The organism is Achromobacter sp. CF-sbj1-Ac2-l (assembly GCF_052698165.1).
Map to the genome: position 1 here is coordinate 4,293,823 of NZ_CP199855.1, position 22,179 is coordinate 4,316,001.

General features: G+C 68.3%; 18 protein-coding genes. 11 read left to right on the forward strand and 7 right to left on the reverse strand.

From position 1 onward, the window contains the following. Window positions 1–44 precede the first annotated feature (44 nt). The 3 genes from gabT (at window position 45) to ACUDCK_RS19505 (ending at window position 3,977) form a co-directional block, all read left to right on the forward strand. On the forward strand, window positions 45–1,307 hold the full coding sequence (gene gabT, locus ACUDCK_RS19495; RefSeq protein ID WP_054503044.1) for a 4-aminobutyrate--2-oxoglutarate transaminase: 1,263 nt from the start codon (window positions 45–47) through the stop codon (window positions 1,305–1,307). A 147-nt stretch (window positions 1,308–1,454) separates the two neighbouring features. Then, on the forward strand, window positions 1,455–2,927 hold the full coding sequence (locus tag ACUDCK_RS19500) for an NAD-dependent succinate-semialdehyde dehydrogenase (protein ID WP_054503045.1): 1,473 nt from the start codon (window positions 1,455–1,457) through the stop codon (window positions 2,925–2,927). Between the two features lie 195 nt (window positions 2,928–3,122). Next, window positions 3,123–3,977 carry an inositol monophosphatase family protein gene (locus tag ACUDCK_RS19505; RefSeq protein WP_064524273.1) on the forward strand — a complete coding sequence of 285 codons (855 nt, stop codon included), beginning with the start codon at window positions 3,123–3,125 and terminating at the stop codon, window positions 3,975–3,977. Between the two features lie 192 nt (window positions 3,978–4,169). On the opposite strand, the gene ACUDCK_RS19510 is transcribed toward ACUDCK_RS19505, so the two are convergent. From ACUDCK_RS19510 to ACUDCK_RS19540, 7 genes are all read right to left on the reverse strand, one after another. After that, window positions 4,170–4,997: an NAD-dependent protein deacetylase gene (locus ACUDCK_RS19510; RefSeq protein WP_116791885.1), complete on the reverse strand. Its 828-nt coding sequence runs from the start codon at window positions 4,995–4,997 to the stop codon at window positions 4,170–4,172. Between the two features lie 91 nt (window positions 4,998–5,088). Beyond that, the gene (gene epsC / locus ACUDCK_RS19515) at window positions 5,089–6,036 is read right to left on the reverse strand and encodes a serine O-acetyltransferase EpsC (RefSeq protein WP_054445629.1); all 948 of its coding nucleotides are present in this window, start codon (window positions 6,034–6,036) and stop codon (window positions 5,089–5,091) included. A gap of 181 nt (window positions 6,037–6,217) precedes the next feature. Then, window positions 6,218–7,270 (reverse strand): UDP-glucose 4-epimerase GalE, encoded by a 1,053-nt coding sequence (gene galE, locus ACUDCK_RS19520; RefSeq protein WP_054503294.1) that lies wholly within the window; start codon window positions 7,268–7,270, stop codon window positions 6,218–6,220. Between the two features lie 13 nt (window positions 7,271–7,283). After that, window positions 7,284–8,957, reverse strand: coding sequence for a glucose-6-phosphate isomerase (gene pgi / locus ACUDCK_RS19525; RefSeq protein WP_144654724.1), 1,674 nt, complete (start codon window positions 8,955–8,957; stop codon window positions 7,284–7,286). A 13-nt stretch (window positions 8,958–8,970) separates the two neighbouring features. After that, window positions 8,971–10,374, reverse strand: coding sequence for a phosphomannomutase/phosphoglucomutase (locus tag ACUDCK_RS19530; protein ID WP_054503049.1), 1,404 nt, complete (start codon window positions 10,372–10,374; stop codon window positions 8,971–8,973). 18 nt (window positions 10,375–10,392) lie between these two features. Next, window positions 10,393–12,654 (reverse strand): GNVR domain-containing protein, encoded by a 2,262-nt coding sequence (locus ACUDCK_RS19535; protein WP_054503050.1) that lies wholly within the window; start codon window positions 12,652–12,654, stop codon window positions 10,393–10,395. 14 nt (window positions 12,655–12,668) lie between these two features. Continuing rightward, on the reverse strand, window positions 12,669–13,805 hold the full coding sequence (locus ACUDCK_RS19540) for a polysaccharide biosynthesis/export family protein (RefSeq protein ID WP_054503051.1): 1,137 nt from the start codon (window positions 13,803–13,805) through the stop codon (window positions 12,669–12,671). 249 nt (window positions 13,806–14,054) lie between these two features. Between ACUDCK_RS19540 and ACUDCK_RS19545 the strand changes: the two genes are divergently transcribed. The 8 genes from ACUDCK_RS19545 (at window position 14,055) to ACUDCK_RS19580 (ending at window position 22,176) form a co-directional block, all read left to right on the forward strand. Then, the gene (locus ACUDCK_RS19545; protein ID WP_175166634.1) at window positions 14,055–15,464 is read left to right on the forward strand and encodes an undecaprenyl-phosphate glucose phosphotransferase; all 1,410 of its coding nucleotides are present in this window, start codon (window positions 14,055–14,057) and stop codon (window positions 15,462–15,464) included. Between the two features lie 73 nt (window positions 15,465–15,537). Continuing rightward, complete coding sequence (locus ACUDCK_RS19550; protein WP_155755505.1) at window positions 15,538–15,999, forward strand: GDP-mannose mannosyl hydrolase; 462 nt, start codon at window positions 15,538–15,540, stop codon at window positions 15,997–15,999. Further along, the gene (locus tag ACUDCK_RS19555) at window positions 15,996–17,426 is read left to right on the forward strand and encodes a mannose-1-phosphate guanylyltransferase/mannose-6-phosphate isomerase (protein WP_116791888.1); all 1,431 of its coding nucleotides are present in this window, start codon (window positions 15,996–15,998) and stop codon (window positions 17,424–17,426) included. The genes ACUDCK_RS19550 and ACUDCK_RS19555 overlap by 4 nt, the downstream gene beginning before the upstream one ends. Next, complete coding sequence (locus ACUDCK_RS19560; protein ID WP_244976811.1) at window positions 17,419–17,826, forward strand: VanZ family protein; 408 nt, start codon at window positions 17,419–17,421, stop codon at window positions 17,824–17,826. The genes ACUDCK_RS19555 and ACUDCK_RS19560 overlap by 8 nt, the downstream gene beginning before the upstream one ends. A gap of 10 nt (window positions 17,827–17,836) precedes the next feature. Continuing rightward, window positions 17,837–18,946: a GDP-mannose 4,6-dehydratase gene (gene gmd, locus ACUDCK_RS19565; RefSeq protein WP_054503055.1), complete on the forward strand. Its 1,110-nt coding sequence runs from the start codon at window positions 17,837–17,839 to the stop codon at window positions 18,944–18,946. A gap of 6 nt (window positions 18,947–18,952) precedes the next feature. Then, the gene (locus ACUDCK_RS19570; RefSeq protein ID WP_054503056.1) at window positions 18,953–19,906 is read left to right on the forward strand and encodes a GDP-L-fucose synthase family protein; all 954 of its coding nucleotides are present in this window, start codon (window positions 18,953–18,955) and stop codon (window positions 19,904–19,906) included. Window positions 19,907–19,936: 30 nt separating this feature from the next. Beyond that, window positions 19,937–21,253: a lipopolysaccharide biosynthesis protein gene (locus ACUDCK_RS19575; RefSeq protein WP_054503057.1), complete on the forward strand. Its 1,317-nt coding sequence runs from the start codon at window positions 19,937–19,939 to the stop codon at window positions 21,251–21,253. Window positions 21,254–21,273: 20 nt separating this feature from the next. Beyond that, window positions 21,274–22,176: a glycosyltransferase family 2 protein gene (locus ACUDCK_RS19580; RefSeq protein WP_054503058.1), complete on the forward strand. Its 903-nt coding sequence runs from the start codon at window positions 21,274–21,276 to the stop codon at window positions 22,174–22,176. Window positions 22,177–22,179 lie beyond the last annotated feature (3 nt).

Genomic DNA, 22,179 nt, shown 5'->3' on the forward strand with positions numbered 1-22,179 from the left:
CATTAAAGTAAGGGTTTACCGCCCACTTGCCATCCGAGGCTGAGATGAAGAATCAGGATTTGAATACCCGCCGTTCCCTGGCCACGCCGCGCGGCGTCGGCGTCATGTGCGACTTTTATGCCGTGCGCGCCGAGAACGCCACGCTGTGGGACGCCAACGGCAAGGAATACATCGATTTCGCGGGCGGCATCGCGGTGCTGAACACCGGCCACCTGCATCCCAAGGTCAAGGCCGCCGTCAGCGCCCAGCTCGACAACTTCACCCACACGGCCTACCAGATCGTGCCGTACGAAGGCTACGTCTCGCTGGCCGAGCGCATCAACCGCCTGGCCCCGATCGACGGCCTGAAGAAGTCCGCCTTCTTCACCACCGGCGTCGAAGCCGTTGAAAACGCCATCAAGATCGCGCGCTCGGCCACCGGCCGCTCGGGCGTCATCGCCTTCTCGGGCTCGTTCCACGGCCGCACCATGCTGGGCATGGCGCTGACCGGCAAGGTCGCCCCCTACAAGCTGTCGTTCGGCCCGATGCCGGGCGACATCTACCACGTGCCGTTCCCCAACGGCACCCAGTCGATCACTGTCGCCGACTCGCTCAAGGCGCTGGACCTGCTGTTCAAGGTCGACATCGATCCCAAGCGCGTCGCCGCGATCATCATCGAGCCGGTGCAGGGCGAAGGCGGCTTCAACATCACCCCGCCCGAACTGATGGTGGCCCTGCGCAAGCTCTGCGACGAGCACGGCATCCTGCTGATCGCCGACGAAGTGCAGACCGGCTTCGGCCGCACCGGCAAGCTGTTCGCCATGGAGCACCACTCGGTGCAGGCCGACCTGATCACCATGGCCAAGAGCCTGGGCGGCGGCTTCCCGATCTCGGGCGTGGTCGGCCGCGCCGACGTCATGGACGGCCCGGCGGCGGGCGGCCTGGGCGGCACTTATGCCGGCAACCCGCTGGCGGTGGCCGCGGCCCACGCCGTGCTGGACGTGATCGCCGAGGAAAAGCTGTGCGAACGCGCGGTGCAACTGGGCGACAAGCTGCGCGCCCACCTCGAGGGCCTGCGCGCCAAGGTGCCGGGCATCGCCGACGTGCGCGGCCTGGGTTCGATGGTGGCGCTGGAACTGAACGACGCCAACGGCAAGCCCGACGCCGAGGCGGTCAAGAAGGTGCAGGCCCGCGCCATCGAGCAAGGCCTGATCTTGCTAAGCTGCGGTGTGTACGGCAACGTCCTGCGCTTCCTGTACCCCTTGACCATTCCCGACGCCCAGTTCGACCGCGCGCTGGCCATCCTGGCCGAAGCCCTGGCCGCCTGAGGCCGCGCAACCCGATCATCCGGTTTTTCGGCTGGCAGGCATGACGATTGCGGGCGTGGCGAGCATTCCGGGCGGATTCCGCCCGGGGATGCACGCCGCGCCCGCGTCCGCTTTGGCGGCCGCGTTCCCTTTGAGGAGACTAATGCAATGACTTCTTCTTTGACCCATCCCCTGTCGCGCCCCGAACTGCTGCGCGACGCCTGCTACATCGACGGCAAGTGGGTATCCGCCGGCAACGGCCCGTCGATCCCCGTGGACAACCCCTCCACCGGCAAGACCATCGTGTCGGTGCCCAAGCTGGGCCGCAAGGAGACCGAGCAGGCCATCGCCAGCGCCCAGGCCGCCCTGCCCGCCTGGAGCGCCAAGACCGGCAAGGAACGCGCCGCGATCCTGCTGAAGTGGGCCCAGTTGATGATGCAGAACCAGCAGGACCTGGCCGCCATCATGACCTCGGAACAGGGCAAGCCCGTGACCGAGGCCGCCGGTGAAATCGCCTACGCCGCCTCGTTCCTGGAGTGGTTCGCCGAGGAAGCCAAGCGCATCGACGGCGACGTGCTGCAAAGCCCCAAGGCCGGCCAGCGCCTGCTGGCGCTCAAGCAGCCGATCGGCGTTACCGCCGCCATCACGCCGTGGAACTTCCCCGCCGCCATGATCACCCGCAAGGTCGGCCCGGCCCTGGCCGCCGGCTGCACCATGGTGGTCAAGCCAGCCCAGCAGACGCCGCTGACCGCGCTGGCGCTGGCGGTGCTGGCCGAGGAAGCCGGCGTGCCGGCCGGCGTGTTCCACGTCATCACCGGCAGCTCGCGCGACATCGGCGCGGCGCTGTGCGAAAGCGAGGTGGTGCGCAAGCTGAGCTTCACCGGCTCGACCGAAGTCGGCCGCACGCTGATGGAGCAATGCGCCCCCACCATCAAGAAGCTGTCGCTGGAACTGGGCGGCAACGCGCCCTTCATCGTGTTCGACGACGCCGACCTGGACCGCGCGGTCGACGGCATCCTGGCCTCCAAGTACCGCAACGCCGGCCAGACCTGCGTCTGCGCCAACCGCATCTACGTGCAGGCCGGCGTGTACGAGGAAATCGCCAAGCGCCTGGTGGCCAAGGTCAACGCCATGAAGGTCGGCGACGGCTTCGAGGACGGCGTGACGCAAGGTCCGCTGATCGATACCAACGCCATCGAGAAGGTGCAGGAACACATCGCCGACGCCACCGCGCACGGCGCCAAGGTCATCGCCGGCGGCAAGCCGCACGCGCTGGGCGGCACGTTCTTCGAGCCGACCGTGGTGCGCGACGTGACCCAGTCGATGCGCTTCGCGACCGAGGAAACCTTCGGCCCGGTGGCGCCGCTGTTCCGCTTCGAGTCCGAGGAAGAAGTCATCGGCATGGCCAACGACACCATCTTCGGCCTGGCCGCCTACTTCTTCACCCGCGACTACGCCCGCATCTGGCGCGTATCGGAGGCGCTGGAATACGGCATCGTCGGCATCAATACCGGCCTGATCTCCAACGAAGTCGGCCCCTTCGGCGGCGTCAAGCAGTCCGGCCTGGGCCGCGAAGGCTCGAAGTACGGCATCGAGGAATACCTCGAGATCAAGTACCTCTGCGTCGACCTGGGCGCCTGAGCGCACCACCCTCCCCCGGGCGCCCGCCCGGGGGCTAAACGGGGCTCCGGTCCCGTTTATCCCCAGGAATTGTGGACAACCTGGCAGATAACTCCTGCACAGGTGGAAAATTCCCTTTTAGTTCATGCGGTTATAAATCGCGATCAAATGCCGCCCAGGCGTGATAGATTTGCGCGTTCCCCTGGACGAGCGACCATGAGCAGAACTTTCACCCGTGACGACACCCGCAAGCTGGCCGGCATCCTGGCCGAAGCCGCGCAGGCGGAGGTCATGCCGCGCTTTCGCAACCTGCCCGAGGGCAGCGTGCGCGACAAAAGTTCGCCGCGCGACCTGGTGACCGACGCAGACGAAGCCGCCGAGCGCCTGATCGCCGCGCGCCTGGCCAGGCTGCATCCGGGCGCGGTGCTGATCGGCGAGGAAGCCTCGACCCGCAACCCGGCCCTGCTGAACATGCTGGTGGACGCCGAGCTGGCGTTCCTGATCGACCCGATCGACGGCACCCGCAACTACGTCGCCGGCCTGCCGCTGTTCGGCATGATGATCGCGGCCTGCCATCGCGGCGACGTGATCGCCGGCGTGATCTACGACCCGGTCAACCGCGACAGCGCGCTGGCCGTGCGTGGCGAAGGCGCCTGGATGGAGTACGAGAACGGCAAGCAGGCGCCGCTGGCCGTGGCCAGCCCCGCGCCGCCCGAGGACATGGACGGCCTGATCTCGACCGGCGCCCTGCCCGAGCCGCTGCGCACCACCGTCAACGGCAACCTGTCGCGCCTGGGCAGCACGGCCAGCCTGCGCTGCGCCGCCCACGAATACCGCATGCTGGCGGCCGGCCACAGCCACGTCGCGCTGTACAACCAGTTGACCGCCTGGGACCACGCGGCCGGCTGGCTGCTGCACCGCGAGGCGGGCGGCTACGCGGCGCGCTTCGACGGCTCGCCCTACAAGCCCACCCACCGCAGCGGCGGGCTGCTTTACGCCCCGGACGCAGGGAGCTGGCACGCGGCGCGCAAGGCCCTGCTGGGCGACGCCATTGCCGACGTCGAAGGCTGAATACCGGGGCCAGACCACCATGGATCGGTCGGAAATGCCCCTAACATGCTCGCAAAATCGGGGTAATCCCTAGGAATTATCCACAGTATCTGTGGACAACCCTTTGGAAAGGTCTGTAACGGCGCAAAAAAATCCTTACAGGGCGGGCACTTGGTTAAACCGGTCAAAAACCGGCCGCTGTCCGTCCCGCTTTTATGCCGCCGTCAGCGCCTCAAGCGCCACCGCGCTGGGCAGCTCGATCTTGAGCGTCAACAGGTTGTCGGCCCGCGTGCGGCCCAGGTTGATGGCCGCTATCGGCATGCCGTTGCGGGAGGCCGCCGTGACGAAGCGGTAGCCCGAATAGACCATCAGCGACGAGCCCACCACCAGCACCGCGTCGGCCGCCATCAGGCCGGCATTGGCGCGGTCGACCCGCTCGCGCGGCACGGTCTCGCCGAAGAACACCACATCGGGCTTGACGATGCCGCCGCAGACCGGACAGGGCGGCACCTTGAACGAAGCGAAGTCCACGCCCTCCAGGTCGGCGTCGCCGTCGGGCGCGTCATCGGCCTCGAAGGCGATCCAGCCGGGGTTGTATTGGTGCAGCGTGTCCTGCCAGGCATCGCGGCGGCCGCGCCAGTCGCAGTTCATGCAGCGCACCTGGTCGAGCCGGCCATGCAGGTCGACCACGTCGCGGCTGCCAGCGGCTTCGTGCAGGCCGTCGACGTTCTGCGTCACCAGGACCGACACCCGGCCGCGCTGCTGCAATTGCGCCAGCGCGCGATGCGAGGCGTTGGGTTGCACCTGGCCGAAGCGGCGCCAGCCCACCATGCTGCGGGCCCAGTAGCGGGCGCGCGCGTATTCGCCGCCCATGAAAGTCTGCAGCGTCATGGGCGGGGAACGTTTCCATTCGCCGTCGGTGTCGCGGTAGTCGGGGATGCCGGAATCGGTGCTGACGCCCGCCCCGGTCAGCACGAACAGCCGCGGGTGGCGGTCGACGAAGCCGCGCAGCGCGGCCAGATCCGAAACACGTGTGTCCATCCAGGCTCCCGTATCGAATCCCGGGCGTCAGCGCCGCCCGGGCGAGAGGCGGGCGGCGCCAGGGCCGCCCAGCCGAAACGCGGACGCCGTCTCAGCCGCCCAGGCCGCAATCCGGCATGTCGCTGACCAGGCTGGCCTGGGTGACGTTGCTGCCCGGCGGCACGCTGCGCGTGAGCCAGACGTTGCCGCCGATGGTCGAGCCCTTGCCGATGGTGACGCGCCCCAGGATGGTGGCGCCCGCGTAGATCACCACATCATCTTCGATCAGCGGGTGGCGCGCCAGGCCTTTCTTGAGTTCGCCGTTCTCGCCCGGCGGGAAGCGCTTGGCGCCCAGCGTGACCATCTGATAGAGGCGCACGCGGTCGCCGATGATGGCGGTCTCGCCGATCACCACGCCGGTGCCGTGGTCGATGAAGAAGCTGCGGCCGATGGTGGCGCCGGGATGGATGTCGATGCCGGTGTCGGCGTGGGCGATCTCGGCCACGATGCGGGCCAGCATCGGCACGCCCAGGCGGTACAGCACGTTGGCCAGGCGATGGTGGATCATGGCGGCCACGCCGGGATAGCACAGCAGCACTTCGTCGACGCTGTGCGCGGCCGGGTCGCCCTGGTAGGCGGCGGTCACGTCCAGGTCGAGCGCGGCGCGCACGCGCGGCAGCTCGGCGCCGAACTGGCGCACGATGTCGATGGCGCGCTGCTGCGAAGCGGCCAGCAGCGCCGGATCGTCGCGACCGACGTATTGCAGTTCCAGGTTGACCTGGTGCAGCAGCGCGTCCAGCGCCGCGCCGATGGTGTGGCCGACGTAGAAGTCCTCGACCTCCTCGCGCAGGTCGATGGGCCCCAGCCGCATCGGGAACAGGGCGCCACAGAGGTCCTTGATGATCTGGCGCAGGGCTTCCTGCGACGGAAACTCGCGCAGGCCGGCGTCTTCGCGCAGGCGGCCGCGCGGGCCGCGCCAGGCCACCCGCGCCTGGCGCAGGCCGGAGACGATGCTGTCCAGGTTCCAGTGGGCGGTGGGAAGGTAGGCCGGGCCGCTCATTGGAACAGCCCCGGCTGGGTGCCGGCCGGGCCGGCGGACGGAAGGGAATCGAGCATGACAGTGCCTCGGTGACGGTGCATCGCGCGCGACGGCGGGGCCGCGCGGATGCTGCTTCGCAATATTTCCGTCAACTGTAACCGCTCGGCCCGCTTCGCGGAACCCATCCGACACGCCGTTGGGGTTATGCCGCCGGCGGATCCGTCTCGTAACCGCGCGGGTTGCCCTGCTGCCAGCGCCAGCCGTCGGCGCACATGGCATCGACCCCGCGCGTGCTGTGCCAGCCCAGCAGCGAGGCGGCCAATGCCGGGTCGGCCCACATCCGCTCGATATCGCCGGGACGGCGCGGCCCGGTGCGCAGCGGGATGCGGCGCTGACTGACGCGCTCGAACGCATGCACCAGTTCCAGCACGCTGGTGCCGCGCCCGGTGCCCAGGTTGACCGCCACGAAACCGGGGTGGCCGGTGGCGTAGGCCAGCGCCTGCACATGGCCCTGCGCCAGGTCCATGACATGCAGGTAGTCGCGCACGCCGGTGCCGTCCGCGGTGGCGTAGTCGTCGCCGAACACGTTCAGGAACGGCTGCCGCCCCACCGCCACCTGCGTGATGTACGGGAACAGGTTGTTGGGCACGTCGCGCGGGCTCTCGCCGATCTGGCCGCTGGGATGCGCGCCGATCGGATTGAAGTAGCGCAGCGTCACCGCGCCGAACGCCGGCTCGGCCGCGCACAGGTCGCGCAGCATCTGCTCGACCATCAGCTTGCTGCGGCCGTACGGATTGGCCGGCGCCAGCGGATGCGCCTCGGTGAACGGCAGCGAGCGCGGCTCGCCATAGACGGTGGCCGACGAGCTGAACACCAGGCGCGTCACGCCCTCGTCGCGCATGGCGCGCAGCAATGCCACCGAGCCTGACACGTTGTTGTCGTAGTACTTGAGCGGGTCGGCCACCGATTCGCCGACCGCCTTGCAGCCGGCCAGGTGCAGCACCGCCTGCACCGGGTCGCCGCGCCGCGCCTCGCGCGCCAGCAGCGCCTGCACCAGCCCGGTCTGGCGGATGTCGCCCTCGACCAGCGGGATCGACGCGCCGCACAGGCGCTCGACCCGCCGCACCGCCTCCGGGCTGCCGTTGCTGAAGTTGTCCAGCACCAGCGGCCGCTGGCCGGCGGCCAGCATCGCCACCAGGGTGTGGGCGCCGATGTAGCCGGCGCCGCCCGTGACCAGCACGCGCATCTCGCTCATGCCCGGCTCCCGGTCAAAGATGCGCCGCCACGCCGGGCAGGCGGGCATGGCGCGGTTGCGGCGCCTGGGCGTGGCCGCGATAGCGGTCGATCCAGTACGAGGTGGACGCGTCGTGGCCCCAGTCGACCACGCCGGCCGACACCGGCACCGCCAGCTCGCGCTCGATGCCGGTGGCCAGCCGCTTGCCCAGTTCCACGCCCCACTGGTCGAAGGGATTGACGCCCCACACCACGCTCTGCACGAACACTTTGTGTTCATACAGCGCCAGCAATGCGCCCAGCGCGCGCGGCTCCAACTGGCGCAGCACGATCAGCGTGGACGGCCGGCCGCCCGGGTGCACCATGTGATGCGCCAGCGTCAGCGCCTGCTCGGGGTCCTCGACATGGGCCACGTCCAGCAGCGCCTGCTCCAGATCCTTGCCGCGCAACAGCGCCTGGCGCTGCGCCAGGCAATTGGCCAGCAGCATGCGGTGGGCGTCGGGGCTGTCCGGGTGGCCCTGCAGGCTGGCGATGAAATCGACCGGCGCGCCATGCGCGCTCTGGTGCAGCCATTGGAAGAAGGTGTGCTGGCCGTCGGTGCCCGGCATGCCCCAGATGATCGGGGCGGTCGGCACGTCCACCGCGGCGCCGTCGCCGCCGACGCGCTTGCCCAGCGACTCCATTTCGAGTTGCTGCAGGTAGGTCACCAGGTGCAGCAGCCGCGCGCTGTAGGCGGCGATGTTGAGCGAGCCGTGGCCCAGCACGCTGCAGTTGACCAGGCCGGCCAGCGCCAGTTGCACCGGCGCGTTGGCGCCCAGCGGCGCCTGCTGGAAATGCTGGTCCATGGCCTCGGCGCCGGCGCGCATGCCGATCAGCACGTCGGCGCCGACGGTGAGCGCGATCGACAGGCCGGCCACCGACCAGACCGAATAGCGTCCGCCGACCCAGTCGCACATGCGAAACACCTGGCTTGCCGGCACCCCCAGGGCGCGCGCGGCCGGCGCGTTGGCGGTGACCGCCGCCAGGTGCGCGGAGGGATCGGCCACCCCGCCCTGCCGCAGCCAGGCAATGGCGGCGCGGGCGTTGTGCAGGGTCTCGACGGTGGTGAAGGATTTGGACGACACCACCACCAGGCAGCGGCGCGGGTCCAGCCCGGCCACCGCGTCATGGAAGGCGTGGCCGTCGATGTTGGAGACGAAACGGATCTGGCGCCGCTGGCCCGGGCCGCCAAAGGCCTGGATCGCCAGGCGCGGTCCCCAGTCACTGCCACCGATGCCGATGTGCAGCACGGTGGCGAAGTCGGCGTTCTGGTCGACGTGCCGCACGAAATCAGCCATGCGCGAATACTCGCAGACCGAGTCCCGGTCCTGGCCTTCAGGCTGTTCGCGGGTGCGGCCGGCGCGCAGCGCGGTGTGCCAGGCCGGCTTGCCCTCGGTCCAGTTGACCGGGCCGCCGGAGAACAGCGCCTGCCGCGCCTCGTCCAGGCCGCGGGCGCGCAACAGCGCCTGCGCGGCGGCGTCCAGCGCGGGCGATTGCCGCTGCATGGTCAGGTCCACGCACAGGCCAGCCGCCTCGATCACCTTCAATGCGCCCGCGTCCAGCGCGGCGCCGTGCGCCGCCTGCGCGAAAGCGCGCCATTCCAGGCTGGCGGCGAGGCTGTCGGCCTCGGCCGCAGCCTCGGCCTCTCTCGCAAAATTCGCATTACCCATCGCGTGATGCTCCTTAGAACGGTAAACGGATATGGGGGGCAACGCGCCGGAACGCGTTGCGGAAGTCCTCCTCGATGCGGGCCAGGGCGGCCACGGAGTCTCCTTCGAAACGCAACACCACCGTGGGCGTGGTGTTGGACGGCCGCGCCAGGCCGAAGCCGTCGGCGTAGTCGACCCGCACGCCATCCAGGTCATTGATGGAAAGCGCGCCCGGAAACTGGCCGCCGGCGCGCAGCGCCTCGACCAGCTCGAACTGCTCGCCCTGGGTGGTTTCCAGCTTGATTTCGGGGGTGGCGCAGGACTGCGGCAGGCTCTCGAGCAGCGCCGACGGATTGGGCGCGCCGGACAGGATCTCCAGCAGTCGGGCGGCGGCGTAGATGCCGTCGTCGAAGCCGTACCAACGCTCCTTGAAAAAAATGTGGCCGCTCATCTCGCCGGCCAGCAGCGCCCCGGTCTCGCGCATCTTGGCCTTGATCAGCGAATGGCCCGTCTTCCACATGGTGGCCTTGCCGCCGGCCTCGGTGATGGCACGCGCCACGTGGCGGCTGCACTTGACGTCGTAGAGGATCTCGGCGCCCGGGTTGCGCGCCAGCACATCGCGGGCGAACAGGATCAGTTGGCGGTCGGGCCAGATGATCTGGCCCGACTTGGTGACCACGCCGAGCCGGTCGCCATCGCCGTCGAACGCCAGCCCGACTTCGCAGTCGGAGTAGCGCAGGCAATAGATCAGGTCCTGCAGGTTCTGCGGATCGGCCGGGTCCGGGTGATGGCCGGGGAAGGCCCCGTCCACCTCGCAGAACAGCTCGGTGACCTCGCAGCCGAGGGCGCGGAACAGCGCCGGCGCCACCGCGCCGGCCACCCCGTTGCCGCAGTCGATGGCGATTTTCATCGGCCGCGCCAGGCGGATATCGCCCACCAGCCGCGCCGCGTAGCAGGGCTGGATCTGCATCTGCGTGCGGCCGCCGGCCACGCTGGCCGACTCGATCGGCAGGCGCATGGCGTCGCGCAGCGCGATGATGCCGTCGCCATACAGCGAAGCGCCGTCCAGCACGATCTTGAAGCCGTTGTGGGACGGCGGATTGTGGCTGCCGGTGACGGCGATGCCGGCGCCGGTGTCCATCAGGCGGGCCGCGAAATAGACCATCGGCGTGGTCGCCATGCCGATGTCGATCACATGCAGGCCGGCCGAACGCAGCCCGGCCTGCAGCGCCGCCGCCAGTTCCACGCTGCTCAGGCGCCCGTCGCGCCCCACCACCATGGCGCGCGCGCCCAGCTCCAGCGCCCGCACGCCGGCCGCCATGCCCAGGCTGTGGGCGAAGCGCGCGTCGATTTCATCGGGCACCGTGCCGCGTATGTCATACGCCTTGAAGACCGCATCCAGGATCTGCGGGGTTTCCCAGCCAAACGTTCCATGCATGCCAGTTCTCCGCGGAGGTTACTTGGGGCCGTTCTGCTTGAAATCACCGTAATAAGCGGCTCGCGAATAGCGGTATCCGCCATACTTGGAGCGGAACCCGAAGCGCTCGGGCATCAGTTTGAGTCCGTTGAACAGCACCCCGTCGACCGGCGCGCCGGCCTGGATCAGGCGCTTGGCGGTTTCGCGGATCTCGCCCACGGTGTTCATGCCCGACCGCACCACCACCATGACCGCCGCGGCATGCGTGCCGACCACGGCGGCGTCGGGCGAGGACAGCACCGGCGCCGTGTCCAGGATGACCATGTCGTACTGGCTGGCCAGTTCGCGCAGCGTCTGGCCGAAGATCGGCGAGGCCAGCAGTTCCGAGGGATCGAAGCTGACCGCGCCCGTGGAAATGAAATCCACCCCCTCCGAGACGCTATGCTTGCGCACGCGTTCGAGCGGCAGCGTGCCCGACAGCACCTCGAACAGGCCGTCTTCCTTGGGCACGCCGAAATAGCGATTGAGCTGGCCCTTGCGGAAGTCGGCGTCGATCAGCAGCACGCGCTTGCCGACCCCGCCCTGGATGAAAGCGAAATTGGCCGACAGGAACGATTTGCCGACGCCCGCCACCGGGCCCGTGAACATGACCATATTGTTGGCCGACTGGCGCAGCGAGGCCTGCAACACGTTGCGGAAGGATCGCAGGCTCTCGATCGGCGGCGCGTTGCCCTGGCTCTGCGCCAGCAGCGCGGGCACCGTGGCGTTCTTGCGGCGGCTGCGGCGCCACAGCTTGTCCTGCAGGTCGCTGTGCGGAATCGCCGCCAGCACCGGCAGGCCGGTGTAGCGCTCGACATCGTCCGGCTCGGACAGGCCGCCGAACAGCGCGTTGCGCACGAAGGCGCACAGCACGCCGATGATCAGGCCGATGGCCGTGACGACGGCGATGATGATGGCGGCCTTGGGCCGCACCGGCTTGTCCGGCTGCACGGCCGCGTCCAGGATGCGCACGTTGCCGACCTTGCCGGCGCGGATCAGGCGCAATTGCTGGGCGTTGTTGAGCAGACCCGTGTACAGCTCGGTGTTGACGCGCACATCGCGCACCAGCCGCACCACGTCCTGCTCCAGGTCCGGCAACTGCTTGATGTTGTCGCCGATGCGGTTGACGTCGCCCGTCAGCGAGGCGATCTGGCGGTCGATCGCGACGATGCTCGGATGGGTCGGCGCGAACCGGGTGATCAGCTCCTGGCGCTTGGCGCGCAGTTCCATCACCTTGGTCTGGGCGTCCACCGACTGCGCCAGGATCAGCTTGGCCTCTTCGCTCAGGTCGATGGTGCCGCGCTTGTTGCGCAGCGAGTTGTACTTGGTCTCGGCCGCGTCCAGTTCACGCTTGAGCTGCGGCAACTGCTGGTCGAGGAAGGCCAGCGACTTCTCGGCCTGCGCCGACTTGCGGTTGACGTTCTGCTGCACGTATTCCTGGCCGATCTGGTTCAGCACCGCCGTGGTCAGCACCGGATCGTTGCCTTCCAGCGTCACCCCGATCACGCCCGAGGTGCGGCCGCGCTCGAAGATGCCCAGGCGCGACTGCACGTCCTCGATCGCCGCCAGGCGCGAGGTGCGCGACACCGTGTACTCCGTCCCGGGACGGCCGTTGAGCGCGTCGACGTGCACGTCCAGCGCGCCGCCGCCAGGCAGCAGGAAGTGCTCGGGCTTGCCGACCGTGCCGTTGAAGGTGGCGCCGGTGAGCTTGTCGTTCAGGGTGTAGGCGCCCTCGCCCAGGTTGGTGATGCGAAAAGGCTTGCCCAGCCATTCGTTCGGCACGTCCAATTGCGAGATCGAGATCGACTCGCCGCCCCAGGCGTAGCCGCCGCGGGGTAGCCCGGATGGATACGGCAGGCTTTCGTGGCGCTGCGCCAGCCATTCGCCCACCACGGGGAAGTAGCGCGGCTTGGCGTGGATGTAGAGCATGAACTTGTCGACGGCCGGCCCCACCACCATGCGCGAACGCAGCACTTCCATTTCGCCGGAGGTTTCGGCCTTGGTGTCGAAGATGGCCGAGACGTCGCCCAGGAGGCTGCGACTCTGGCCTTGCGGCAGCTCCTCCTCCACCTGGACGATGATGTCGGCCGAATAGACCGAGGGGGTCACCATGACGTAGGCAACGGCCCCCAGCAGTGCGATCAGGGTGATGGCGATGATCAGCCAACGGTTGGAGAAGATGGCGTCCACGTGCGAGGACAGCGGGGTTTCCTGCTGGCGAGCCGGGACGGAGGGCTCGAACGATTCGATGGGCAACGGCATGCAGCTCTCCAGGGTTACTTGATGGAATGCACGGTCTGTACCGTCTGTGCACTCGGGAACAGATTGCTGATGAAGCGGTTCCACCGCACCAGCGCCGCCGTATCGACGAAGACGACGTCCTTGGGTTGCAACTCGAACTTCTCCGCCACCGCATAGGCCTGCGGCGAGGCGGCATTCAGGTGGAACACCAGCGGCGTAGCCTGCTCGGTGCTGCGCACCACGAACACCTGCGACGAGTCCGCGGTCAACTGGTTGGGCCCTCCCGCCACGCCCAGCGCCTCGTTCAACGTCAATCTGCCGTCGCGCATCACGATCGTGGCCGGCGTAGTCACTTCGCCCGTCACGAACACCTTGCTCTCATCCCTCGGAGTCACCCGGACGATGTCGCCCGACTTCAGCATGACCTGGTTCAGGTCCTGGCCACGGTCGATCAGCGCGGGCAGGTTCACGCGGGTCTTCTTGCCTTCGCGGATGACGTACACGCTGCTGCGGTCGCCCGTGGGCAATACGCCGCCCGCGCGGTTGATCGCCTCCAGCAAGGTCATGGGAATGTCGTTGATCGCCACCGTGCCTGGCGTCTTCACCTCGCCTTCGACGTAGACCCGCTTGCTGCGGTAGCCCAGCACGCGCACCGTGATTTGCGGGTCCTGAATGTATTTGCCGGAACTGTTGACTATGAGATTGCGCGCCTGCAGTTCAGTCAACCCCGCCACTTTCAGCAATCCCGTATAGGGAAATTGGATGTATCCAGAGGACGAGACCGTATACCCCGGAATGCCCGATGCGGTGTCCCCGAAGGCTAGTTCGGTCACCCCAGTGCCGATGGCGTAGGTTTGCGTCGGAAGGACGAGCTCGGGGTGATCCCAGACCACGATCGAGAGGATGTCCCCGGGACCGATGCGATAGGGCTCGGCCTTGTCGACCAGCCGCGAAATGCCGTCGTTGTCCAGCAGCGCCTGCCGCGCGCGGTTGTCGTCCAGCACCAGCGAGGGCGTGATCTCCTTGATCTGCGCCACCGAGTTCGGATCCAGCGGATCGACCAGGTGCTTGGCATTGAAGGTCATGCCGGGAGAAAGGGCGCAGGCGCCCAGCGAGGACACGAGCGCAATGGCTGCGATGGCTCGGCTCAACGTTCCGAAAAATGTCGTCATGGCGAATCCACTGTGAATGACTTCGTTGCTTGGAAAGGAGCCCGATGCGTAACGGGTTGCGACATTCCACTCCCTTTTCCAGGCCCCGCACATTCGACGGATGCCCTAAGCCTTCTCCTACATCGTTTGGAGGTTTCGGGTGCGCCGGGCACTCAATAAGATTTCCACGGTAGCCACATGCTTTGCGGCGGCGCACCGTTTTTTTTTCCGCGCGGCCGCAGGGCGACTCCCCGAACAAAGGAGTACGCGATGGACCCGTCCCTTACGGACACGTCGGCGAGGTCGAACCGATCCAGCTATCTCTACCGGCTGTTGGATGCCGCGATCGTCATCATCTGCGGCCTCGCCGTCACCGAGCTGAAGTTCTCGGACGAGGCGATGGCGGATCCTCCGCAGATCCACCTGTTCCTGATCTACCTGTGCGGCCTGGGCGTCATCGCGCTGTTCCCGGCCTTCCGCCTCTATGTCTCCTGGCGCGGCCGCCGCCTGACCGACCTGGTGGTGCGCAGCCTGGCGGCCTGGGCCACGGTGTTCGCCCTGGGCATTCTGGTCAGTTTTCTCATGCATCAGAGCGCGGCGGTATCGCGCTTGTGGGCGGCGACCTGGTTCGGCTCCGTCGCCCTGGCGCTGGCCGGCGTGCGCCTGGCGGCCTACACCATCCTGGGCGCGGCGCGCGACCGCGGCCTGGACCGCAAGCGCGTGCTGCTGGTCGGCTTCGGCGCGCTCGGCCACGACCTGTGGCGCCGTGTCGAACGCTACCGCGAGGCCGGCTACGAGATCGCCGGCATCTATGCCGAAGCCCACGAAAACCTGCCGCCGCAGGTGCGCCGCCTGCACGAGCTGGACGCGCTGCATGGCTTCGTGCGCGAGCACAATGTGCGGGAAGTCTGGATCGTGCTGCCGATGGAGGCAGGCCAGGAATTGCGCGAGGTGCTCTACCACCTGCGCAACGACCTGGTGGACATCCGCTGGATTCCCGACGTGATGTCGATCCAGTTGCTGGGACACCGCATCGGCGAGTTCCTCGGCCTGCCCGCCATCCAGCTCAACAGCCTGCCGGCCGCCGGCGTGCGCGGCCTGGCCAAGGAAGCCTTCGACCGCGCCTTCGCCCTGTGCGCGCTGGTGGGGTTGTCGCCGGTGATGCTGACGGTGGCGTGCCTGGTGAAGCTGACCTCGCGCGGGCCGGTGCTGTTCACCCAGCCGCGCCTGGGCGTGGACGGCAAGGTGTTCCACGTCTACAAGTTCCGCACCATGACCGTGCACCAGGAGCACGGCGTGGTCACCCAGGCCACCCGCAATGACGCCCGCGTCACGCGCATCGGCGGCTTCCTGCGCCGCACCAGCCTGGATGAACTGCCGCAGTTCCTGAACGTGCTGCGCGGCGACATGTCCGTGGTCGGCCCGCGTCCGCACGCGCTGGAGCACAACGAACTCTACAAGGACCTGGTACAGCGCTACATGATGCGCCACCGCGTCAAGCCGGGCATCACCGGCTGGGCCCAGGTCAACGGCCTGCGCGGCCAGACCGACACGCTGCGCAAGATGAGCGACCGCATCGAGCACGACATCTATTACATCCAGCACTGGACGTTCCGGATGGACCTGATGATCATCGCCCGCACGGCGGTCTCCGGATGGACGGGCCGAAATGTCTACTGAACCGCTCGGCTGGCCCCTGATCGTCCCGGCGCGCGTGCGTTTCTCGCCCGGCCCGGCCGCGCCGGCCCCCGGCCTGCTGGCCGAGGACGACTTCCGCCGCGCGGTGGAGATGCTGCCGCTGGTGTCCATCGACCTGCTGCTGCGCGACGCCGAGGGCCGCTACCTGACCGGGCTGCGCAGCAACCCGCCGGCCCAGGGCGCCTGGTTCGTGCCGGGCGGCCGCATCCGCAAGAACGAAACGCTGGCGCGGGCGCTGCAGCGCATCGCCCGCGAGGAACTGGGCGTGACGCTGCCGCCCCCCGCCTGGCGGCCGCGCGGCGTGTACGAACACTTCTACGACACCAATTTCGCCGGCGAGCCCGGCCGTTCCACCCATTACGTCGTCCTCGCCTACGAGGCCGATCTGACGCTGGATGCCGGCAACCTGCCGCTGGGCCAGCACCGCCGCTACCGCTGGCAATCCCCGGCGGCCATCGCCGCCGATCCCGGCGCGCATCCGAACACCCAGGCCTACTTCAAGGAGTCAGCGCCATGACCCACCCCCATCCCCCCTACCGGGCCGTCATCCTTTGCGGCGGTTCGGGTTCGCGCCTGTGGCCCCTGTCGCGCGAGCTGCTGCCGAAGCAGTTCATCCGTTTGACCGATGACCGCAGCCTGCTGCAGAACACCCTGCTGCGGCTCGGCTCGGCCGGCGCCCAGCCCAAACCGATGCTGGTCTGCAACGCCGCCCACCGCTACATCGCGGCCGAACAGGCGCAGGAACTGGGCATACAGGACGCCGAGATCGTGCTCGAACCGCACGCCCGCAACACCGCGCCCGCCATCGCCGCCGCCACGCTGCGGGCGATGCGCGACGGCGAGGATCCGGTCATGCTGATCATGCCGTCCGACCACGTGCTGGAGGACGGACCGGTGCTGGCCGCCGCCTTCGCCGAGGCCTACCAGGCCGCCCGCCAGGGCGCGCTGGTGACGTTCGGCATCACGCCCACGGCGCCGCTGAGCGGCTACGGCTACATCCAGGCGGCCGAGCCGGACGACCTGGCGCCGGCGCGACGCGTGCGCCGCTTCGTCGAGAAGCCCTCGCCCGAAGTGGCGCAGCGCTTCATCGAGACCGGCAGCTACTACTGGAACAGCGGCATGTTCGCCTTCCAGGCCTCGGTGTTCCTGGCCGAGATGGAACGCCTGGCGCCGCGCATCCTGCAGCAGGTGCGCGCGGCCGTGGCCGCCGGCCATGGCGAAGACAGCCTGTTCCAGTTGGACGGCCCCGCCTTCGAGGCCTGCCCCAGCGACTCGATGGACTACGCCATCATGGAACGCACCGACAGCGCCGTGGTCATCCCGCTGGCAGCGCCCTGGAGCGACGTCGGCGCCTGGGACGCGGTCTGGGGCATCGCCCGCAAGACGGCCGAGGGCAACTCCACCAGCGGCGACGTGATGGTCGAGGACTCGCGCAACTGCCTCATCCATTCGACCAGCCGGCTGGTGGCCTCGGTGGGACTGGACGACATCGTGGTGATCGAGACCGCCGACGCGGTGCTGGTGGCGCACAAGACCCGCTCGCAGGACGTCAAGCGGCTGGTGGAGGCTTTCAAGGGCCAGCGCCGCAGTGAGATGAACCACCACCGCGAGGTGCAGCGGCCCTGGGGCTCGTATGACTCGGTGGGCCAGGGGCCGCGCTACCAGGTCAAGCGCATCACCGTGAAGCCGGGCGCGCGCCTTTCGTCGCAGATGCACCATCACCGCGCCGAACACTGGGTGGTGGTGTCAGGCACGGCGCGCATCTACAACGGCGACAAGCAATACCTGCTGACCGAAAACCAATCGACCTACATCCCGCTGGGCGAGGTCCACAGCCTGGAGAACCCCGGCAAGATCCCGCTGGAAATCATCGAGGTGCAGTCCGGGGCGTATCTGGGCGAGGACGACATCGTCCGTTTCCAGGACATGTACGGCCGTGTCTGATCCGCGGCGCGCGGCCTCGTCCTTCTTGCGCCCGGGGGTGGCGCGGATCTGCCTGCCCGCGGCGGCGCTGTTCTTCCTGGCGCTGGTCACGGTGGGCAACCTGCCAGGCCTGGCGGCGGAAATGTCGGCCACCTTCGGCGACAAGCGCCTGCACCTTGCGGCCTACGCCTTTCTGACGGCGCTGATCTACGCCTCGGTGCGTCGGCGCCCCGCGCTGACGGCGCTGGCGATCGTGACGGCGCTGGGCGCGCTGGACGAAACCATCCAGTCCATTTTTGCCTATCGACAGGCTGATCTCTTAGACCTTCTGGCCGATATCTCCGCGGCGGGTGCGACAGTAATCTCGTTGAACATCGGTTCCGCAGCCTTCGGCTCCTTTCGTGCAGTGACTAAGTCTTAAGGATAAAACCATGCCAAAACGGGCACTGATTACCGGCGTCACCGGACAGGACGGCGCATACCTGGCCGAGTTCCTGCTGGCCAAGGGCTATGAAGTCCACGGCATCAAGCGGCGCGCGTCGCTCTTCAATACCGCGCGCATCGACCACCTGTACCAGGATCCGCATGACCAGCCGCGCAACTTCGTGCTGCACCACGGCGACATGACCGACTCCTGCAGCCTGATCCGCATCGTGCAATCGGTGCAGCCCGACGAGATCTACAACCTGGCGGCGCAGAGCCACGTCGGCGTGTCGTTCGAAGAACCGGAGTACACCGCCAACGCGGACGGCCTGGGCACCCTGCGCCTGCTGGAGGCCATCCGCATCCTCAAACTGGAGGACAAGGCCCGTTTCTACCAGGCCTCGACCTCGGAGCTGTACGGCCTGGTGCAGGAGACCCCGCAGAAGGAAACCACGCCGTTCTATCCGCGCAGCCCCTACGCCGCCGCCAAGCTGTACGCCTACTGGATCAGCGTGAACTACCGCGAGGCCTACGGCATGTATGCCTGCAACGGGATCCTGTTCAACCACGAATCGCCCAAGCGCGGCGAGACCTTCGTGACGCGCAAGATCACGCGCGGCCTGGCCCGCATCGTGCTGGGCCTGCAGGAATGCCTGTACCTGGGCAACCTGTCGGCGCTGCGCGACTGGGGCCATGCGCGCGACTACGTCGAAATGCAGTGGCTCATGCTGCAGCAGGACACGCCGGAGGACTACGTCATCGCCACCGGCATGCAGTACAGCGTGCGCGAGTTCATCAATACCGCCGCGCGCGAGCTGGGCATCCTGCTGGCGTGGGAAGGCGAGGGCCTGAACGAAACCGCCACGGTGCTGTTCAGCCCGGTGCACGACATCAAGGCCGGCCAGGTCATCGTGCGGGTCGACCCGCGCTACTTCCGCCCGACCGAGGTCGAGACCCTGCTGGGCGATCCGACCAAGGCGCGCGAGAAGCTGGGCTGGTCGCCCCGCACCACCTTCGCCCAACTGGTCAAGGAGATGGTCGAGAGCGACCTGAAGGACGCGCGCCGCGATGCCCTGGTGGAGCAGAACGGCTACGAAATCTACGCCTACAAGGAGTAGCCCGCCATGAGCCATCAGGATCAACGCGTGTTCGTGGCCGGCCATCGCGGCATGGTGGGCGCGGCGCTGGTGCGCGAGCTCCAGGGCCGCGGCTACCGCCAGGTCATCACGCGCAGCCACAGCGAACTGGACCTGGAGAACCAGAACCAGGTGCACCGCTTCTTTTCGACCACGCCGGTCGATGTGGTGTACCTGGCGGCCGCCAAGGTCGGCGGCATCCTGGCCAACCAGAACCATCCGGTGGACTTCCTCTACCGCAACCTGATGATCCAGTGCAACGTGATCCGCGCCGCCTACGCGGCCGGCGTGCGCAAGCTGCTGTTCCTGGGTTCGTCCTGCATCTATCCGCGCGACGCGCCACAGCCGCTGCGCGAGGACGCGCTGCTGACCGGTCCGCTGGAAGCCACCAACGAGCCCTACGCCATCGCCAAGATCGCCGGGCTGAAGCTGTGCGAGGCCTACCAGCGCGAGCATGGCGCGCACTTCGTCTGCGCCATGCCGACCAACCTGTATGGCCCGCACGACAACTACGACCTGCACAGCAGCCACGTGCTGCCGGCGCTGATCCGCAAGTTCCACGAGGGCCGCGAGGCCGGCGACGACAGCGTGACGCTGTGGGGCAGCGGCAGGCCGCTGCGCGAATTCCTGTACGTGGACGACCTGGCGCGGGCCTGCGTGATGCTGATGGAAACGCCGTCGGCCGAAGGTATGTACAACATCGGCGCCGGCCAGGACCTGTCCATCGCCGAGCTGGCGCGGGTGGTGGCGCAGGTGGTCGGCTACCAGGGCAACATCGTCTACGACGCCAGCAAGCCCGACGGCACCCCGCGCAAGCTGATGGACTCGTCCAGGGTGCGCGCCCTGGGCTGGAAACCGGAGATATCGCTTACCCATGGCGTGACGCTGGCCTATGGCCATTTCCTGCGCGAGCAGGCGCGTCCGCCGCTGCCCGTGGCCTGAGCGCCACGCCAACCGAGCACAGGCCCACCGATGATCCGACTCATCAGGCAGCACGTCGCCGGCAATGCCTCGTTCTGGGGGCTGGTGGAATACGGCATCGGCCCGGTCGCGGCGCTGGTGGCGCTGCCCATCCTGTTCCGCCAGTTGGGCACGGTGGGATTTGGCCAGTACTCGATGATCATCGCGCTGGCCGGCTTCGGCAACGCCGCCAACCTGGGCGCCGCCGTGACCGCCACCAAGCTGGTGTCCGAACGCCTGCACGAGCCGGGCGGCGCCTACCGCGCGGCAGGCGTCGCCATGTCGCTGATCGGCTGCGCGCTCGGCGTGGTGACGGCGGCCGCGGCGCTGCTGTGGGGCGTGGTCTGGCTGGGCTGGCCCGCCGCCACCTTCGGCGGGGTCGCGGTGACGCTGCTGGCCATGCCGGCGCTGGCGGTCTACCTGACGCAGCAATACGACCAGTTGATGTCCGGCTGCCTCAAGGGCCGCGAGGATTTCCGCGCCACCGCCCTGTGCGAAGTCTTCAGCCGCAGCGGCACCATGGCGCTGGCCTGCGCCGCCGCCTGGCTGACCGCTTCGCCCACCTGGACCGGCCTGGCCCAGGCGGTCGGCCTGCTGCTGGCCGGCTCGGTCAAGATGCGCGTGTTCGCGCGCCGCTACGGCCATGCGCTGGTGCGCCCGGTGCGCGACCGCGGCGCGATGCTGGCGGCGTTCAAGTTCTCGCGCTGGTCCTGGCTCAACAGCCTCAGCGCCCTGGCGTTCGGCTCGGTCGACCGGGTGCTGGTGGGCAGCCTGATGGGCCCGGCCGCGCTGGCCATCTACACGGTCGGCGTGCAGGTCGGCCAGATGATCCACACCGCTTCGGTGGCGATCTTCCAGAAGGCCATGCCGCGCGTCAGCCGGCTGGCCGCGGCGCCGCCCCATCCCGGCGCCGCCGAAGAGGAAATCCGCCGCCTGATGCGGTGGAACCTGCTGCTGTCGGCCGGCGCCACCGTGGCGGTGCTGGCGGTCAGCGCGCCGCTGCTGGACCTGCTGCTGGGCCAGGCGGTGGCCGAGGGCCACCTGGGCACCTTCCGCCTGCTGATCGCCGCCTCCGGGCTGCTGTCGCTGAACGCGGCCGCGCATTTTTCCCTGCTCGGGCTGGGCAACTCGCGCGCAGTCGCCATTCTGAACGGCCTGGGCGGCCTGGCCATGCTGTGCGTCATGGCCGTCCTGGTGCACGCGGCGGGCGAACACGCCGCCGCCTGGGGCCGCATGGCCTACGCGGCGATCACGCTGGCCGGCGTGGCGCTCGCCATCCGTCAATCCCGGCCCGACTACCCGGGCGCAATGCCTGCGGCCACCCGGTAGTGAACATGCTGAGGTCTTATATGCGCAAGCGTCACAACGAGTACTCGCGTGAACTGATCGATTTCGTGAGCGAGCTGCGCCCGCCCGCGCCGATCGCCGGCGGCCTGTTGCCCAAGCTGACCATCGTGACCCCCTCGTTCAACCAGGCCCGCTTCCTGGAACGCACCATCGTGTCGGTGCTCAACCAGGGTTATCCGCGGCTGGAGTACATCATCATCGATGGCGGCTCGACCGACGGCAGCGTCGACATCATCCGCAAGTACGAGCGCTACCTGACCCACTGGGAAAGCGCGCCCGACCGCGGCCAGTCGCACGCCATCAACAAGGGCTTCGAGCGCGCCACCGGCGACTATGTCGGCTGGCAGAACTCCGACGACCTGTACTACCCGGGCGCCCTGCGCAAGCTGGGCGCGGCGGCGGCGCGGGGCCGGGCGCCGATCGTCAGCGGCAACCTGTTCGTGGCCGACGCCGACAACCACATCTTCCGCAAGATCCACTACACCCCCGTCAACCGCGGCACGCTGACCGTGGTCAAGGCCTCGATCCCGAACCAGTCGGCCATCTTCCGCCGCGACCTGCTGCTCAAGCACGGCCTGTTGCAGGAAAGCATGCGCTACTGCATGGACCTGGAACTGTGGAGCCGGCTGCTGCGCGAAGGCCGCAACCAGATCGTGCCGGACGCGATGGGCGTGTACACCGCCCATGACGAGACCAAGACCGCGCTGATGCAGGACGTGCTGCTGGAGGAACGCCAGCAGATCGTCGAGCGTATCCGCCGCACCGAACCGGGCATGGGCAAGCTGTTCGGCCTGTCGTGCCGGGCGTCGCAGGTGGCGGCGCACGCGCGCCAGGGCGATCTGTCCTACCTCGTCGAAAAGCTCGCCATCAAGCTGTTCGGACGCGACGACTGGGCCGCGCACTGACCC

Bases quoted from the DNA above. Each gene is read 5' to 3' on its own strand.
- ACUDCK_RS19575 (WP_054503057.1), top strand. From the start codon at position 19,937: ATGATCCGACTCATCAGGCAGCACGTCGCCGGCAATGCCTCGTTCTGG.
- ACUDCK_RS19555 (WP_116791888.1), top strand. From the start codon at position 15,996: ATGACCCACCCCCATCCCCCCTACCGGGCCGTCATCCTTTGCGGCGGT.
- gabT (WP_054503044.1), top strand. From the start codon at position 45: ATGAAGAATCAGGATTTGAATACCCGCCGTTCCCTGGCCACGCCGCGC.
- ACUDCK_RS19570 (WP_054503056.1), top strand. From the start codon at position 18,953: ATGAGCCATCAGGATCAACGCGTGTTCGTGGCCGGCCATCGCGGCATG.
- ACUDCK_RS19545 (WP_175166634.1), top strand. From the start codon at position 14,055: ATGGACCCGTCCCTTACGGACACGTCGGCGAGGTCGAACCGATCCAGC.
- ACUDCK_RS19580 (WP_054503058.1), top strand. From the start codon at position 21,274: ATGCGCAAGCGTCACAACGAGTACTCGCGTGAACTGATCGATTTCGTG.
- epsC (WP_054445629.1), bottom strand. From the start codon at position 6,036: ATGAGCGGCCCGGCCTACCTTCCCACCGCCCACTGGAACCTGGACAGC.
- galE (WP_054503294.1), bottom strand. From the start codon at position 7,270: ATGAGCGAGATGCGCGTGCTGGTCACGGGCGGCGCCGGCTACATCGGC.
- ACUDCK_RS19500 (WP_054503045.1), top strand. From the start codon at position 1,455: ATGACTTCTTCTTTGACCCATCCCCTGTCGCGCCCCGAACTGCTGCGC.
- ACUDCK_RS19505 (WP_064524273.1), top strand. From the start codon at position 3,123: ATGAGCAGAACTTTCACCCGTGACGACACCCGCAAGCTGGCCGGCATC.
- ACUDCK_RS19510 (WP_116791885.1), bottom strand. From the start codon at position 4,997: ATGGACACACGTGTTTCGGATCTGGCCGCGCTGCGCGGCTTCGTCGAC.
- ACUDCK_RS19540 (WP_054503051.1), bottom strand. From the start codon at position 13,805: ATGACGACATTTTTCGGAACGTTGAGCCGAGCCATCGCAGCCATTGCG.
- ACUDCK_RS19530 (WP_054503049.1), bottom strand. From the start codon at position 10,374: ATGCATGGAACGTTTGGCTGGGAAACCCCGCAGATCCTGGATGCGGTC.
- gmd (WP_054503055.1), top strand. From the start codon at position 17,837: ATGCCAAAACGGGCACTGATTACCGGCGTCACCGGACAGGACGGCGCA.
- pgi (WP_144654724.1), bottom strand. From the start codon at position 8,957: ATGGGTAATGCGAATTTTGCGAGAGAGGCCGAGGCTGCGGCCGAGGCC.
- ACUDCK_RS19535 (WP_054503050.1), bottom strand. From the start codon at position 12,654: ATGCCGTTGCCCATCGAATCGTTCGAGCCCTCCGTCCCGGCTCGCCAG.